The 16736-nt window shown below is 39.5% G+C and carries 12 protein-coding genes and 2 tRNA genes; 11 read left to right on the top strand and 3 right to left on the bottom strand.

Going from position 1 to position 16736, the window contains the following annotated elements; genetic code table 11:
* Positions 1-133: 133 nt before the first annotated feature.
* The 3 genes from M5E81_RS04275 (at position 134) to M5E81_RS04265 (ending at position 1998) form a co-directional block, all read left to right on the top strand.
* A tRNA-Gln gene (locus M5E81_RS04275) sits at positions 134-207 on the top strand.
* A 3-nt stretch (positions 208-210) separates the two neighbouring features.
* Positions 211-285 (top strand) — tRNA-Glu (locus M5E81_RS04270).
* A gap of 513 nt (positions 286-798) precedes the next feature.
* Positions 799-1998, top strand: coding sequence for an IS256 family transposase (locus M5E81_RS04265; RefSeq protein WP_249747429.1), 1200 nt, complete (start codon positions 799-801; stop codon positions 1996-1998).
* Positions 1999-2259: 261 nt separating this feature from the next.
* On the opposite strand, the gene M5E81_RS04260 is transcribed toward M5E81_RS04265, so the two are convergent.
* Positions 2260-3072, bottom strand: a complete 813-nt coding sequence (locus M5E81_RS04260) for a DUF4198 domain-containing protein (RefSeq protein WP_249747957.1) — start codon at positions 3070-3072, stop codon at positions 2260-2262.
* Between the two features lie 95 nt (positions 3073-3167).
* Entirely contained in the window at positions 3168-4946 is a 1779-nt protein-coding gene (locus M5E81_RS04255; protein WP_249747956.1) for a TonB-dependent receptor plug domain-containing protein, read from the bottom strand.
* Positions 4947-5235: 289 nt separating this feature from the next.
* Between M5E81_RS04255 and M5E81_RS04250 the strand changes: the two genes are divergently transcribed.
* The 4 genes from M5E81_RS04250 (at position 5236) to M5E81_RS04235 (ending at position 9227) form a co-directional block, all read left to right on the top strand.
* A complete protein-coding gene (locus M5E81_RS04250) occupies positions 5236-5799 on the top strand; it encodes a transposase (RefSeq protein ID WP_249747006.1) in 564 nt (187 codons plus the stop codon).
* Positions 5730-6611: an IS3 family transposase gene (locus M5E81_RS04245; protein ID WP_249747005.1), complete on the top strand. Its 882-nt coding sequence runs from the start codon at positions 5730-5732 to the stop codon at positions 6609-6611. The genes M5E81_RS04250 and M5E81_RS04245 overlap by 70 nt, the downstream gene beginning before the upstream one ends.
* 483 nt (positions 6612-7094) lie before the next feature.
* The gene (locus tag M5E81_RS04240) at positions 7095-8312 is read left to right on the top strand and encodes an aromatic amino acid transport family protein (protein WP_249747955.1); all 1218 of its coding nucleotides are present in this window, start codon (positions 7095-7097) and stop codon (positions 8310-8312) included.
* A gap of 108 nt (positions 8313-8420) precedes the next feature.
* On the top strand, positions 8421-9227 hold the full coding sequence (locus M5E81_RS04235; protein ID WP_249747954.1) for an acetamidase/formamidase family protein: 807 nt from the start codon (positions 8421-8423) through the stop codon (positions 9225-9227).
* 117 nt (positions 9228-9344) lie between these two features.
* Here the strand turns inward: M5E81_RS04235 and M5E81_RS04230 are convergent, their stop codons facing one another.
* Positions 9345-10922: an IS1182 family transposase gene (locus M5E81_RS04230; protein WP_249747953.1), complete on the bottom strand. Its 1578-nt coding sequence runs from the start codon at positions 10920-10922 to the stop codon at positions 9345-9347.
* Between the two features lie 299 nt (positions 10923-11221).
* Between M5E81_RS04230 and M5E81_RS04225 the strand changes: the two genes are divergently transcribed.
* The 4 genes from M5E81_RS04225 (at position 11222) to M5E81_RS04210 (ending at position 16717) form a co-directional block, all read left to right on the top strand.
* A complete protein-coding gene (locus M5E81_RS04225; protein ID WP_249747952.1) occupies positions 11222-12445 on the top strand; it encodes a helix-turn-helix domain-containing protein in 1224 nt (407 codons plus the stop codon).
* A 97-nt stretch (positions 12446-12542) separates the two neighbouring features.
* Entirely contained in the window at positions 12543-13928 is a 1386-nt protein-coding gene (locus tag M5E81_RS04220) for an IS4 family transposase (RefSeq protein ID WP_249747014.1), read from the top strand.
* 116 nt (positions 13929-14044) lie between these two features.
* Positions 14045-15430 carry an IS4 family transposase gene (locus tag M5E81_RS04215; protein WP_249747153.1) on the top strand — a complete coding sequence of 462 codons (1386 nt, stop codon included), beginning with the start codon at positions 14045-14047 and terminating at the stop codon, positions 15428-15430.
* Positions 15431-16717 (top strand): hypothetical protein, encoded by a 1287-nt coding sequence (locus tag M5E81_RS04210; protein WP_249747951.1) that lies wholly within the window; start codon positions 15431-15433, stop codon positions 16715-16717.
* Positions 16718-16736: the final 19 nt, after the last annotated feature.

The raw sequence follows: 16736 nt of genomic DNA, 5'->3' as shown, positions 1-16736 counted from the left end.
AACAAACGTTGCTAGTCCTCCAAAACTTTTTCTAAAAAAATTCTTCTTTTTTCAAAAAAAGTACTTGACCAACTGCTATCTATCTGCTATAATTGTTATTGTTCTGATGAGCGTGCTCAAAAAGAATTGCTACTCCGGGATGGTGTAATGGTAGCACAAGTGACTCTGGATCATTCGGTCTGGGTTCGAGTCCTAGTCCCGGAGCCAAATGGCGCTATGGTCAAGCGGCTAAGACGTCGCCCTCTCAAGGCGAAATCAAGGGTTCGATTCCCTTTAGCGCTACCACGAAAGGCAAAACGCTGAGATTCAACTGAATTTCAGCGTTTTTATTATTTACAATTACTTTGACATCCAAGGAGTCAAAAAACTTCTTCAGGAAAGCGTCAGAAACCCCTACTTCAGTAATGAATGAATCAATAAAAGCTTCCAGAATATCTTTGTTGATAGGAGTATAGTCGTTCTTGTTCAAATCAATCAGTTCTGTCTCCATCATATCTAAAGTTTTCTTAGCTTGTTTATAAGCGCTTAAAACCATATCATCTGTTCCATCATACAAGGCAAGAAGGTTCTTAGCCTTGTTTTTTTGTACCCCGATTTTTTTACGCAGTTCATCTGCACGCACTTTTTCCTCTCTATTCTCAGCCTGATTTAAAAACTCCGTAATAATAGACTGCTTGTGAGCCTTTATGTAGGATAACGTATAATAAGTTGCGCAAATTCAATTCAAAAAGATAGACATAGAGACTACCTTTGCTTACAATTAAGTTACCACACAAAACATGAAAGAAGGTAGAATCTATGTCTGGTAACATTATACAATTAAACGAGCAATTTATCCACAACGAATTGAAAACTATTGTAAAAAATAGTGTAGAAGAAACTCTCAATGCTCTTTTGGATGCAGAAGCTGACAAACTTGTACAAGCTGAACGCTACGCACGTGAGCAAACAAGAAAAGGTTATCGCGCCGGTCATTACGAAAGATCATTCTCTACTCAAGCTGGTGACGTTACTTTAAAAGTGCCTAAATTAAAAGGTCTTACTTTTGAGTCTGCTATTATTCAGCGCTACCAAAGACGTGAATGCTCCGTAGAAGAAGCCTTGGTAGAAATGTATCTTGCCGGCGTTTCTATGCGTCGTGTTGAAAGTATTACAGAGATTCTCTGGGGACAGAAGGTTTCAGCCGGAACCATTAGCAATCTGAATCAAAAATGCTTTGCTCAAATTGAAGAATGGCGCTCCAGGAAGCTTACAGAAAAGTACCCCTATGTCTTTGTAGACGGTATTTTTCTAAAAAGATGTTGGGGAGGTTCCTTTGAAAACGCCTCTGTATTAGTTGCTATTGGCGTCACAGAAGACGGATACAGAGAAGTTATAGGTACAGCCGAGGGCCTCAAAGAAGATACTGAAAGCTGGAAAAATTTCTTTGTATGGCTGAAAAGCCGTGGCTTAGATGGCGTAAAACTTATAATTGGCGATAAAAATTTAGGCATGGTAGAAAGCATAGGTGAAGTGTTTCCAAATGCCAGATACAAACGCTGCACGGTGCATATGTACCGTAATATATTCTCTGTAGTACCACGTAAAACTGTCAAGGAAGTTGCCAAGATGCTCAAAGCAATTCATGCTCAGGAGAATAAAGCAGCAGCTAAAGAAAAGGCAAAATCAGTAATTTCCAGATTACGTGAGATGAAACTTAACAAGGCTGCAGACAAACTAGAAAATGGTTTAGAGGAAACCTTGACCTATATGGATTTTCCGTCAGAGCATTGGCTACGTATACGTACCAATAACGTTATTGAACGTGTAAACAGAGAAATAAAGCGTCGCACAAGAGTGATTGGCACGTTTCCTGATGGTGAATCAGCATTGATGCTTGTATGTGCAAGATTGCGTTATATAGCCAGCAATGATTGGGGCAAAAAACGTTACTTGAACATGAAACATCTAACAGATATGCTTGCCGAAGAACTGTATTGTGAAGCAAAAATATCTTAAAAACAGCTAACTTAATAAGCAAAGGTATCTAAAGCAGAAGCTAGTTGATATTTAACGGTGAAGTGCACTAACCGTTAAACTTATATAACTAAACTTCTGCTAGGATGTCTGAAGAAATTTGCGCAACTTCTTATTGCAATTTAATGTTTCATAAAAATGTCCCCAATACTGAATGTCCAGTATTGGGGGTACATATCAAAATACTTAAATTATAGCCGTTTTTTCAGTTTATGAGGTTACTTTTGTCCCATCCTCATAACTTTAAGGAACATAGAAAGTTAACGATGCAAAATAATTCTCTTGATTAACTTTATCAGCGAATTCTTCAGTAGCCGGTAACTCTAATTTAGTTTTTACTACCCAAGTTCCCCAACGATCTATACGTATTTCCGCAATACCTTTAGCATCGGTAGATGCAGTACATGAAGCAGCATCATAGTTAGAATAACCTTCATACATTGCGAAAACCTTTTTGTGTTGCACTGGTTTACCTTTGAACAAAACCAAGAACTTCATCACAGCACCACTATTATTAGTAATTTCATACGGATTAGTCAAAGGAATGATTTCCAATTTTTGACCAAAAATATGAGATAAATTTTTTGCCTCACCTTTGCCAACATTAATTAGTGATTTTGCAAATTGCTGTGAATATGTACTGCTGACAATATTATTTAAACCTTCCTTGGTTCCTTTTATTGTTTTTAACTTACCAGTGTCCAGATATGATGTATTGTAAGCATCCTTTCTTGTTACAGCTACAACGTACAATCCCTTTTCTTTTAACTCTATTTGCTTTGCTGCGAACCCAGTAGTTTCCAATTTTACGTTTTCTTTATTTTTAGAAGGTGTCAACAACGTAATATCAGTAAAATCGTCAGCCTTAACAAAACTATCTACAGGAAAATGATGTCCCCATCCCATATAGATTTTAGTTTTAGCACCCATTTTCTCATTAAAATCAAGATTATAATCAGTACAATTCACCCATAACGTATGAGTACTGCCAACAGCAGCTGCTCCGCAAAGCAAAATAGTTCCTATAACCGTTGTGAGTTTCTTGTTTAATTTCATATAAGCAAATCCTCCTATAACATATTTGTAAGTAAGCATTATTGCACTTATAAGTTTCTATTTAAAATATGCATGAATCTCTGTGTAGATATCATTTAGAATCTGTATGTATAACTAAGCATGAAATTAGTAGGAGTATACAGACTACCAAAGCCAACTTTATTAGAATAAGAAAGAATATCACTTCTGTTTAACAAATTGTTAATCAATAAAGAAACTTCACTATTATTATCCGGCGAATAAGTTGCTGTTAAAGAAGTCAAGAAATATGGTTTCAGCTTGTATGAATAAGACATTGTTGAAGGACTAGAATATCTATCACCGATATAACTACCGGTTAATTTGGCTCTAAACTTATCAATCTTATATCCTACTCCACCAGTAATTTGATATTTACCAAATTTATTATGCCAGCCATTTCTAATATCAGTGTCCCATTTATATTTAGGGTTGTGAACTAATAAGCCTAAATCATAGTCAAATTTTTCTGATGCATCTACCCGTAAGCTTGCTTCAAAACCAGTATTTTTAAAATCCTGATTACTATATTCATATGTATCGTCTTTGTTCAATGTAGCACTAATATTATCCTTAATATCCATATGGAATAAAGCAACTTTCCAAGCATGATTACCAGAAATCTCTTTATAACCCATCTCATAGTTAATACCTTCTTGTGGTTTTAAGTCAGGATTAGGTTTTGTCTCAACCCAACTAGATGGAAACATTTGCTTGAATGATGGCATAACAAAAGATTCCGCAACACTAACATAAAAACTTTTATCTTGATCAAATTTATGTATATATTGTGCAGAAGTACTAAAATTATCATAACTTTGTCCGTTGCTTTCACTAGATGTCCAAGTACCCCTTCCACCGATAATTACATTGTCCTTATCATTAAATTTATAATCCAATTGTGCAAATAATCCCATTTGATTTCTAGCTTTTTTACCTATGCTAGGCTTCCCTTTTTTCAGCTTGGAATTATACACTTCCCTCTTGTAAACACCACCTACAGTCAATAGAGATTTATTATTTAACTCAATATTCTGTTGTAAATCAGCACCGAAAGACTCATTTTCAAACAGATTTCTTGCACTGGAACCATCATAATCTAATTTAGTCTTATTAAACCAAGCATGGCCTTTTGTCTTATTTCCATTATAGTTTAATTGAATTAAATCTTGTTTGTTTGACGAATCAGTAAAGCTGTTTAAACGACCTTTTTTTAGCGACTCATAAGAAACTTCTGTATCTAGATGATTATATTCAAAGTTCAATTGATCATTAAAATTATAACCTATCCCAATATTTTCATTTGAACTTTCTTTTAAATTTGTATATGTATTAGCTGCCGTATATCTTGCTTCTTTAACATATCCCCATTTTTTTAAATCGTAATTGATCTTCAACTTATCATTGCCAACAGCTACATTATATTGCTGCTGTTTATAATTGCCAAAACCAACTCTTACTTTATTGGATACCTTTTTCTTCGTAATAATATTAATTACTCCACTCTGAGCTTCAGATCCATATAATACAGAGCCTCCACCCTTAACTACTTCAATGCGTTCAATAGCTTCCGCCGGAATAGCATCAATAACATATGTATTATTCAAATTTATAGGATTACCATTCACTAAAATCAAAGTACCATAACTAAATCCACGTACATTGATTTCATTTGTCATAGAAGTTTGAGCTGAACCACCAGGCAAATAAGTGTTATAATCAACACCTAACATTTTAGATACAGCTTCCATAGCATTAACAGATCCGCTATCTACTATATCTTCATAAGTTATAATCTCTGTACTAGCAGGTACATCTACATCACGTTTTTCTGTTCTTGTTGCAGTAACCACCATAGTATCAAGAGAATATTCGTTTAAACTCTCTTATGCAAAAGCAGTTACAGAACTAACTAGCAAAGAGTTAGTTATTAAAGCAGTCATCAATAAAGCTTTACTAATCCTTTTTTCCATCACAAATCACTCCTTGTAACACCTGTTAAATGTAAAATAAGAATCAATCATCATTTTCATTCGCACAGATTTACTCGTTTTGAAAATAATTCTTATTTGCTGTTATTATACCATAAAAACAGTATTTGATATGTACCCCCAATACTGGACACCCAGTATTGGGGGTATTTTAATGAAATACAGCTATAAGTTCAAAAGACAGTGTGTAGAATTATATCGACAAGGTAAATGGCCTGAAACGCCTAAAGATATAACAGAAAAAAATTTCCACAATACAATCCGAGTTTGGGTTCGGATAGAAGATAAATGTGGTCCAGAAGCATTAAGACATAAAAATCAGAGAAAAACTTGGTCAGCAGAAGAGAAATATGAACTTGTAGCCAAAGTATTAGCTGGTGCGTCAAATAAGGAAACAGCTATTTCTGCAGGAATTAACGCTGGACTCTTGTATCAGTGGGTTAGATGCTATAAAATTAAAGGGTATCAGGGATTGGTCGCACAACGAAAAGGACGACCACCCAAGGAGCCTGAAATGAAGAAAAAAATAGAGCCGGCAGAACTTACTCCATCAGAACGAGAAGAAATGATTCTGCTCAGAGCAGAAAATGAGCGCTTGAGAGCGGAGATTGCTATTGTAAAAAAAGAGATTGCCTTGAGAGAAGAGAGATGCGCAGCGCAACTCAAGGCGAAAAAGCTGCGCTCGTCCAAAAACTGCGTGAAGAAGGTTACAAACTGAATTATTTGCTGGATGCGATTGGACTGTCGCGTTCAACGTACTATTACGAGCTTAGCAAGACAGATAAAGTTAGCGAACGAAATGCCGACTTATCATCCGAAATTATTGTTATCTTCAACGAGAACAAAAAGCGATATGGTGTAAGGCGCGTACATAAGGAGCTTCTGAATCGAGGTTTTCGAGTAAATCACAAGCGTGTCCAACGAATCATGAATCAGCTTACCTTGTTTGGAAAATGTCCCAAGGAAAAATACCACTCCTATAAAGGCGATGTTGGCAAAGTTGCTGATAATATCATCAATCGAGATTTCAATACCGAAAAACCTTTGCAAAAGTGGACAACCGATGTATCGCAGTTCAATCTGCCTTGGGGCAAATGTTATCTTTCTCCGATTTTGGATATGAACAGCAATGAAATAATCTCTTACAATCTTTCTCTACATCCAGATATGGCGCAAATAAAGGACATGCTGAAAAAGGCATTTAAAGGTTTTCCTTCTGTAAAAGGTCTTATTATGCACTCAGATCAAGGATGGCAATATCAGCATGCATTTTATAGGAATGAATTGCAAAAGCACGGAATCATTCAATCAATGTCTAGGAAAGGTAACTGCTATGACAACTGTATTATGGAAACTTTCTTTGGCAGATTAAAAAACGAGATGTTCTACGGATTTGAAAAAGATTACCCTTCGTTTGAATCTTTTTCAAACGCTATAGCTGAGTACATCGATTATTATAACAACAAAAGAATTCAAGCTAAAACAAAATGGATGCCTCCCTCTAAATTCAGAGAAGCATCCATGATGTAAATATAATTATTCAAATTTTTAGCGGTGTCCAGAAAACTGGGTACATATCAATTCCAGCTAGGTTTTTAATTTTATTAATATATTTTCTTTATGTTTCCATCTGTAATAATGAAAATCTCTCAGCAGTACTTTAAATCTTCATTGAGAAGTTACCGTGTATTAATCCATTAACAGCGTATACTAAGAAGCACTACACCTATCTTTCATTGATAATTTACCAGTGAAATAAAACTTTAAAAGCATATAAATACCATAAGTAAGCGAAACTGGCAGCAACAAAAGCTTTAATATAGTAAAATCTGATACATAAAGCCGTATATTATCTAATCACCATAAAAAATCAAGAAAAGCTTTGACTTTTTATAGTAAATGCTATATCATTATATTGTTAGGGAATTGTTCCCTATCCAGTAAGCACTGAAATCAACGAAGATTTTCTTTGATTTTAGTGTTTTTTTATTTTTTGTGTTTGGAGGGATTTACATGTCTACAGGAGAAAAAGTTCAAAGTGCCCTAGAGGTACACAAGCTAACATTTTGGGAAGCTGCTATGATTATTGTTGGAGCCAACATAGGTTCTGGCATTTTAGGACTTGCTTATTCTATTCGCAAGTCTGGTTGGCCAATACTTATGATCTGGCTTTTAATTGCAGGCTTCTTTACTACGATTTCTATGCTTTATGTTGCCGAAACAACTCTGCGTACTAAAAAGCCCATGCAGCTTCCAGGTCTTGCGAAACGTTACGTTGGTGAAGTCGGTTCTTGGCTCGTCTTTATATCTGTTGCCGCTAATGCGATTGGTTGTCTTATCGCATACACAAATGGCAGTGGGCGCATTCTTTCTGAATTGATAGGTGTATCCACGCAGATTGGTAGTATTTTATTTGCTGTACCAGCTGTTCTAGTTGTATGGCTTGGTCTTAAAGTTACTGGTATCGCAGAAAAATTTATCAGCTTTGGTATGATTATCTTATTGGCAATTATCATTGTCGCCTCTTTCCTTGCACCTCAAGCTAATATTTCTCAAGCCCTGTTTACAAATTGGACCTATGCCGTTCCAGTATTCAATGTTGCCATTTTCTGCTATATTGCGCAGTATGCAGTGCCAGAGCTTGCTCGCGGTTTATCCCATGACGAAAAGAAGCTTGCTCCAGCTATCTCTACAGGTATGTTTATTACAATGATTCTGTTAGCATTGGTTCCTTTGGCTGTCGTTTCACTTACTGGTCCGGAAAAAGTATCTCAAGTTGCTACTATTGCCTGGGGTAAAGCATTAGGTCAATGGGCATTCTTTACAGCCAACATCTTTGCTTTATGTGCTATGATGACTTCCTATTGGGCTGTAGGCGAAAGTTTTCTGACCAGCATCGTCGATAAGTTCCACTTTAAATCAGAACGTGACACCAAGACTCGTCTTCTGTGCATTTGTTGTGTAGTTATTCCTCCTTTTTTCCTAGCTTATAGCGGACTTGTAAGCTTTGTTGATGCAATTTATCTTGCAGGTACATTTGGTGGAGTAATTATGTCAGTACTTCCAGTACTTATGTTACGTAACGCTCGTAAGAATGGTGATGTCGAGCCTTCCTGGACCTGTGGTTGGATTGCTAACAGCTGGATTCAAGTCATTATGATCATCCTGTTCTGTGCAGCAGCCGTATATGCTATTTTAAGTCTTTTCAGCCTGTTGCCGGCCGCATGGTAATATAGGAGGTACTTAAAAATGCAGATTCTAGGAAAAGATAAAGTAATTTACAGTTTTTCACAAAAAAATCCACCTGTTTATGAAGTAGCAAATGGTGAAACCTTTTAGGTGGAAACAGATGACTGTTATAATGGCCAGATTAAGGACGAAAAAACTCTGCGTACTGATATAGATATATCCATTATGGATTGCGCTGTAGGCCCTATCGCTGTAGCTGGAGCCCAAAAGGGCGATATACTTAAAATAGATATCATTGCTATTCAAACAGCAGATTATGGCGTTATGGTAACAAAAAAAGGTATGGGAATTTTAGGTGACGATGTAGTTATACCTGACACCAAAATCATCCCTGTCAAAGATGGTTTTGCATATATCACTTCAGAAATCCGCATCCCATTAACTCCTATGATGGGTGTATTGGGTGTATATCCGCGTGATGAAGAAGATATACATTGCGCTATACCCGGTGATCATGGTGCTAATATGGATACCAAGTTAGTTCGTGTCGGTTCGTCAGTATACTTCCCAGTCTTTAAAGACGGAGCAGGTATTGCTTTAGGTGATTTGCACGCCTGTATGGGAGATGGCGAATTAGATGGTACTGGCATAGAGATAGCTGGTCGCGTGTGTCTCAAGGTCACTGTTATTAAAGGTCATATGATTAACCGACCAATAATAGAAACTAAAGAAGGCTTTTATTTCATGGCAAGCCGTGAGGACATACATGATGCAATACATGTTGCAGTTAAGGATACTGTGGACTTTTTAATGCGTAAAAAGAATATCTCCTTTACTATCGCTTATCGTCTTCTTAGCGCCACCTGTGATATACAGATAAGTGAACTTGTAAACGATACACTTACTGTACGTGTGCATGTTCCTAAATTGGACTTACAAATTGACTCCTTATTCTGATTATCACTGATATTAATATATAAAAAAAGAGGCTGGGACAAAACCACCCTCTCAAACTAAAAAAGGACTGGAATTTGAGTTTTTTCTCAAATTCCAGTCCTTTTACTTCGCGTAAAATTAAGCTGCAGCTGTATGCTGCATATATTTTCTTAAATTTACTGCCATCAAAGCCAAACCCATTTCTATTTTTGCTTTGAATTTTCCTCTTACTGTAAATCTGTTGAAACGCAAATTAGCCTTCAAGAATCCAAAGACTGGCTCTACATCAATTTTCCTTCTCTTGTAGATTTTACCAGTCTTATTGTCTGAAAGCTGTGCTCTAATATATTCTTTTTGCTGTTCCCATTTTACGTTTATACTTATTTTTCTGTTATTGCCTTCTTTGGCCTTGCAACACTGACTGCGGTATGGGCAATTACAACAATCTTCGCATTCGTATACTCTAAAGTTTCTCGCAAAGCCGTTCTTATCTTTTCTTTGGGAATTATATTTAAATATCAATTTTTTGCCGTTTGGACACGTATAGTAATCATCAGAAGTATCATAATCCCAATTAGCGGTCTTGAAAGCATCTTTTTTATATCTTCTTTCCTGCTCTTTCAGATACATGCCATAAGTAATTAACGGTATCAGTTGTCTGTTTTCAATAATGTCGACATAGTTTTCCTCGCTGCCATATCCAGCATCAGCTACAATATATTCCGGCAAAGCAAAATAACTGCTTTCAATAACATCTAGAAATGGTTTGAGTGTGCGAGTATCTGTAGGATTTGGAAATAAGTCATATGCAAGAGCGTATTGGCCTTCTGTTGCTATTTGTACGTTATAACCTGGCTTCAGCTGGCCGTTCTTCATATAATCTTCTTTCATACGCATAAAAGTAGCATCTGGATCTGTTTTGGAATAACTGTTTCTATTCTCCATAATAACAAGTTGTCTGTCGTATTTTTGTTTTCGGGCAATATTATCTTTTAAGATTTTTCTGAGTTGCTTCGGACGTTTCCTTTTGTGCCTTATTCGTTTACGTTTTTCGACAGAATCAGATTCAGCTATTTCTTTGTCCATAACCTCAATAGCTGAATCAAGCTTTTCGACCACCTCAACCATCTCTTTTTCGTTAATCGTAGCTTCTTGCTCAAGCTCCATGGCAGGAATTATTTCCTGCTCAACCAATTCATCGTATATCCGTCTGGAATTTTCTATCAGACTCATACCATATTTTTCTACAGCCTTTTTCCATACAAAGCTGAATTTGTTGGCATTGGCTTCTATCTTTGTTCCGTCTATGAAAATAGCTTCATTATTTATTATCTTTTCTTTTATAAGTTGGGCTCTGAACTGAATAAAACACTGACAAAGCAGTTCCTGCATGTCTTTGTTGCTTCTGAATCTGTTAATAGTGCGGTAGCTGGGTGAATATCCCTGAGCTAACCACATCATACGAATGCTGTCAGATAACAACGCTTCTATTTTTCTACCGGAAAATACCGACTGAGAGTAGGCACACAATAATATTTTGAGCATCATTCTCGGGTGATATGCCGGGCAGCCCGTTTCTTTGTAATATTTATCAAAGGCCTTTTTGGGAATACTTTCAACCAAATTGTTTACGTGCCTTGCGATATCGTTATCCTGAATTTTTATTTCTAAATTTAGAGGCAAAACCAGCTGATTTATGTTATAATTTTTGTACATGACGAGTTCCTTTCCTTGTTTTTGTTATTTTGTGGTGATTTAATTCTAACAGAAAAGCAACTCGTTGTGTACTTTTAGCACTAAAAAACCAGTGGAAATTTACCTGACGGTAAAACTCCACTGGTTTTTCTGTTTAAGGTTGGGTTTTGTCCCAGCCTCTTTTTTATACTTCAGTTCATCAAGTGTCCAAATTGGACATTGATTTTTATAGAGCTATGTGTATAATTAAAGTTAAAGGCTTGATGATTTTTTTACAGTATGTTTTATTATTATTTGTAGTATTGTGAGGTGACTTGTTTATGTCTAACAATAGTTTAAAAGAGCTAAGACGGAGCAATGGTCTGAAGCAGAAAGATGTAGCAGAAAAGCTGAATATGACTGTTTCTTCCTATGCCAAAATTGAACGTGGAGAAAGAAATCTCAGTATCGATATGGAGCAGGACTTGGCCGATTTATACAATGTAGATATTGAGGTTATTAACAATTTGTGTACTAAACGAACAATGCTTAAGGAAGGTTTATTGGACATATTTGAAGAACCAAAGAAACTGGACGTCTGCTATTCCAAAATTGAATCAACTGCTACTGTTGATGATTATAAGGAGCTTTTTATAGGATTCGATAATATGCGTGTAATCACTTTCAGCTCTAGTGCAGCCTTTATCGCAAAGATGATCCGTGAATGCTCTTTTAACTCAGTTGATATCATTTTCGGCAATAAAAAGGTCTTTGACGGCATGCCTTACATGAAAGAGCTGATTATGGACAGCAATGCTATCATTAATGTACTTGTAGGAAATGAGCCTGATTATGTTGATTATCTGAAAAAAAGGCTTTCTGACAACAGCCTAAATATCTATATAGCTAATCCTAATGCATTGAGCCATGAGAAGATTTATATTTTGTGGAATGACAGTGATAATAAGGTAAGAGTTATTACTGGTAGTGCCAATATGACTCTTAGAGCTTATTCTGGTAGACAGAAAGAGAATATTATTGTTTACGATAATGATGATACAGCTTTCGATTATTTCTATAACAGGTTTGATTCCTTTCTTGAAAACACAATTTGCAAAATTGAACCGCAACGTATGAAGAAGCTTACTTCTGAAAATCTTGTGTCTGATAATCCTATTATTGTCGGCGTAGTCGAAACCAAAAATACTATATATGTTGATACCACCATGGAAGACGATACGGAGGATTTTGACGGCTACTACGCTACCAATAAGGAGAATATGAAGGCAATTCTAGATAAGTATACTGAAACGATGGAAAAGAGTTTCTTTGAAAGTAAGGCAGATGCTAGAAATGTCCTTGCACTTTCTCCTGAAAAGTGTAAGAGTGTTATTAATTCTTATAAGCTTTCTTTGTATAAGGATAAGCAAAAATCTTTACCATATCCCGAATTCCGTGTTGAACCAGATATGAAGGCTTTTTTTAATAATGAGTTCTTTGCTACTGATTATAAAGAAGATAATGTAACTCAAACTTCGCAGGTAAAAATCCCCTGCACCCCTTGAAAGTCCAGGCTTTGTAAACAGAAAAATAGCATGAGTCTTGCCAGTTTGGTATAATTATGTTGGCTCAAAAACATACCAAGCACCGGAGGCTCATGCTATGAAAAGTATATCACAAACCACCCAGCAGATGGAATCCATCTCGAAGAAAACTTCGGCGTTCTTCCGTCGTTATCATGTCGGCCAGATTCTGCGCGCGGCCAACGCTTGCAAGCTCAAAGGATTTTCCTCCATTCTCGTTTTCCTCGTGCTCGTAAGCATCATCTTCGAGAACCGCTCGCTCTATATGCAGCGCCGACTTCACGAGGATTCGCTGCCGTTCGGCAAGGACACGGCTTACCGCTTCTTGAACTCCTGCCACACGAACTGGCGCAAGTTCACGCTGCTTCTTGCGGCGCGGATCATCAACGAAACCATCAAGCCGCTGACGGATGCCGGCCGGCGTTGTGCCATCGTCGTCGACGATTCGCTCTTCAGCCGCTCGCGTTCCAAGCGCGTGGAACTCTTGGCGAACGTCTACGACCATGTGAGCCGCCGCTATACGAAGGGCTTCCGCTTGCTCGTCCTCGGCTGGACGGACGGGAACACGTTCCTGCCACTCACGTTCTGCCTTCTTTCAACCTCGAAGGAAAAGAACCGGCTCAATGAGGCCAGCGCATCCGTCGATGCAAGAAGCAACGGCGGAAAGCAGCGCAAGCTCGCGCAGATGGAAGCGCCAGCCGTCGTCCTCAATTTGTTGCAGGAGGTCAAGGCGACAGGAATCCCCGCGCAGTACGTCCTCTTCGACACATGGTTCTGCTCGCCGTCGTCGCTGAAAGCCATCCATGACCTCGGCTATGACGTCACCGCTATGGCAAAGAAGAGCAAGAAGGTGCGCTACCCCTGCGAAGGGAAGATCTCGAACGTCAAGGCCATCTACAAGGAACACAAGAAACGCCGCGGACGCTCGCGTTACCTCCTGTCCGTCGATGCTGTCGCGACGAAACAGGGAGAATCCCTCGTGCCTGTGCGATTGGTCTTCGTGCGGAACCGCAACAAGCGGAAGGATTATCTCGTCCTCGTCACGACAGACCTCTCGCTTTCGGAGGAAGAAGTCATCCAGCTCTACGGGAAGCGCTGGGGCATCGAGGTGTTCTTCAAAGCGTGCAAGTCCTACCTGCGGCTCGGCAAGGATTGTCGTTCCGTCTCCTACGATGCGATGACGGCGCATGTCGCCGTCGTCTGCACACGATATATGCTCCTGGCTGTCGAGGAACGTGAGAACACGGATGGGCGAAGCCTCGGCGAGCTCTTCTATCTGGGGCTTGATGAGCTTCCGGACTTGAAGTACATGGAAGCGCTTCGCCTCGTGTTGCAGGAGTTTGCGGAGCAGCTTCGGGCAGAATATCCGTCAGAAGTCTTGCTGGTCGAATCGCTCTTGGAACGATTCCTGAACGATCTGCCCGCTCTTTGGATGAGTCGTCTGCGTGCACAGAAGTGTGCGTGAATGGCTTTCGACATTCAGTTCAAGCTGATTTATCAAGGCATACGGGATGTTTTCCGTGTGCGAAGTTTGAGTAATTAAGATGTGAAACAAAACATACTAAAGCGGAGGTTCATGCTATGCAAATTATACCACAAACCACCCATCAGATGGAATCCATTTCGAAGAAAACTTCGCTGTTCTTCCACCAATATCGCATCGGCCAGATTTTGCGGTCTGCCAACGCATGCAAACTCAAGGGCTTTTCCGCTATTCTGGTGTTCCTTGTGCTCGTCAGCATCATCTTCGAGAACCGCTCGCTTTACATGCAACGCCGGCTTCACGAGGAATCCCTGCCGTTTGGCAAGGACACGGCCTACCGCTTCTTGAACTCCTGTCACACGAACTGGCGCAGGTTCACGCTGCTCCTTGCGGCGCGGATCATCAACGAAACCATCAAACCGTTGACAGACGCCGGACGTCGTTGCGCTATCATCGTCGACGATTCGCTCTTCAGCCGCTCGCGCTCCAAGCGCGTGGAACTCTTGGCGAACGTCTACGACCATGTGAGCCACCGTTATACGAAGGGCTTCCGCCTGCTCGTCCTTGGCTGGACGGATGGGAACACCTTCCTGCCGCTCACGTTCTGCCTCCTTTCGACATCGAAGGGAAAGAATCGTCTCAACGAGGCCGACGCGTCCGTCGATGCCAGGAGCAACGGCGGAAAGCAGCGCAAGCTCGCGCAGATGGAAGCGCCAGCCGTCGTCCTCAATTTGTTGCAGGAGGTCAAGGCGACAGGAATCCCCGCGCAGTACGTCCTCTTCGACACATGGTTCTGCTCGCCGTCGTCGCTGAAAGCCATCCATGACCTCGGCTATGACGTCACCGCTATGGCAAAGAAGAGCAAGAAGGTGCGCTACCTCTGCGAAGGGAAGATCTCGAACGTCAAGGCCATCTACAAGGAACACAAGAAACGCCGCGGACGCTCGCGTTACCTCCTGTCCGTCGATGCTGTCGCGACGAAACAGGGAGAATCCCTCGTGCCTGTGCGATTGGTCTTCGTGCGGAACCGCAACAAGCGGAAGGATTATCTCGTCCTCGTCACGACAGACCTCTCGCTTTCGGAGGAAGAAGTCATCCAGCTCTACGGGAAGCGCTGGGGCATCGAGGTGTTCTTCAAAGCGTGCAAGTCCTACCTGCGGCTCGGCAAGGATTGTCGTTCCGTCTCCTACGATGCGATGACGGCGCATGTCGCCGTCGTCTGCACACGATATATGCTCCTGGCTGTCGAGGAACGTGAGAACACGGATGGGCGAAGCCTCGGCGAGCTCTTCTATCTGGGGCTTGATGAGCTTCCGGACTTGAAGTACATGGAAGCGCTTCGCCTCGTGTTGCAGGAGTTTGCGGAGCAGCTTCGGGCAGAATATCCGTCAGAAGTCTTGCTGGTCGAATCGCTCTTGGAACGATTCCTGAACGATCTGCCCGCTCTTTGGATGAGTCGTCTGCGTGCACAGAAGTGTGCGTGAATGGCTTTCGACATTCAGTTCAAGCTGATTTATCAAGGCATACGGGATGTTTTCCGTGTGCGAAGTTTGAGTAATGTAATTAATGACATTAAAATCTTTAAGAATTTCTTTTCAGGCTATCATAACGGCAGTTTTGTTGGAAGTCTGGAGCAAAGCCTTAATCTTGCAGTCGAGAAGTATTACGCTTCTGTTATCTATGGTTTCATCTCTCCTTTTATGCATTTTTGTATTAAATTATCCGGCAATGGTGTTGCGCCATATTCTTTTCCAGGATATCTGATTTTAAGAGGTCCTAAATCTGCTGGCAAGACTCCTTTCTGCAGCTTTCTTTTAAAGCTTATGTTTAGACAGTATAAGCTTAACTTCGACGAAATGTCTGGTCTTATGCGTAAATCTGAAAACGTTTCTCCTAAAGAAGGTTTAATCCCAGCTATGCTCAGCGGACAGGGTTTCCCTGTTGTAATTGATGAGTTGACCAGAGGCAGAGCCAAAGACTATGAAGGTGTCATCAAAAATCCGGAGATTTTTAAAGCTCCCTGTTCTTGTGTGATTTTTACCTGTAATGATGATTTTGAGATATCGGATTATATTGTGAAGCGATCGGTTTTATTTAACATTGATATAAGCAATAATGGTTCAGGAAACCAAAAGGTAAATTCCTTTATTTCCAATTTGAATAACCTTACCGGTGACTTATACAAATGCTTTTATAGCCGTTTTTCTCAGCGTTTTCAGGAACTGTTGAATGAATTAAGTGAAATCAGATATTCTAACGAAAGCAAGAATAAAGATATTCCAGATATTTTCAAACTTGGCTCTGAAGTATTGAAAGATATTTTTGAAGAATACGATTCTATTGATGATGCTAGTTACATCAAGGTATATGATTCATCATTCTTTAGAGATGGCAAGAGTAATCTTGATGAGCGTAAGAAAAAGTTTATAGATGATTTTGAGTTCGGTGATTGGAAGCTTGACACTTCCCATAATTTGTTATTCAAAGTATTTGACGGATTTGATGGCAAATCTAAAGCCAAGGAATTTGCTGATGCAATGAACCAATATGGTAACATCACAGCTGTAGGCAATAAAGTACGTATCAAATTAGATTGGGCTAAAGAATTTTTCGATTACGATTTTATTGAACATTGTAATGATATCACGGCTCCAGAGCGTATTGTGGAACGAGTAATTGAAAAGCCGATACCTGTTGAAGTCATCAAAGAAGTTGAAGCTGAAAAGCCTAAAGGCTTTATTAACAAAGTTGCTTGGTTACTGAAGGATTAAAACATATTAATTATAAAAA

It is taken from the genome of Phascolarctobacterium succinatutens (assembly GCF_023497905.1).
GTDB classification, from domain to species: domain Bacteria; phylum Bacillota; class Negativicutes; order Acidaminococcales; family Acidaminococcaceae; genus Phascolarctobacterium_A; species Phascolarctobacterium_A succinatutens.
Note: the sequence above shows the minus strand (reverse complement) of the source record. Positions and strands in the feature narration are given on the sequence as shown.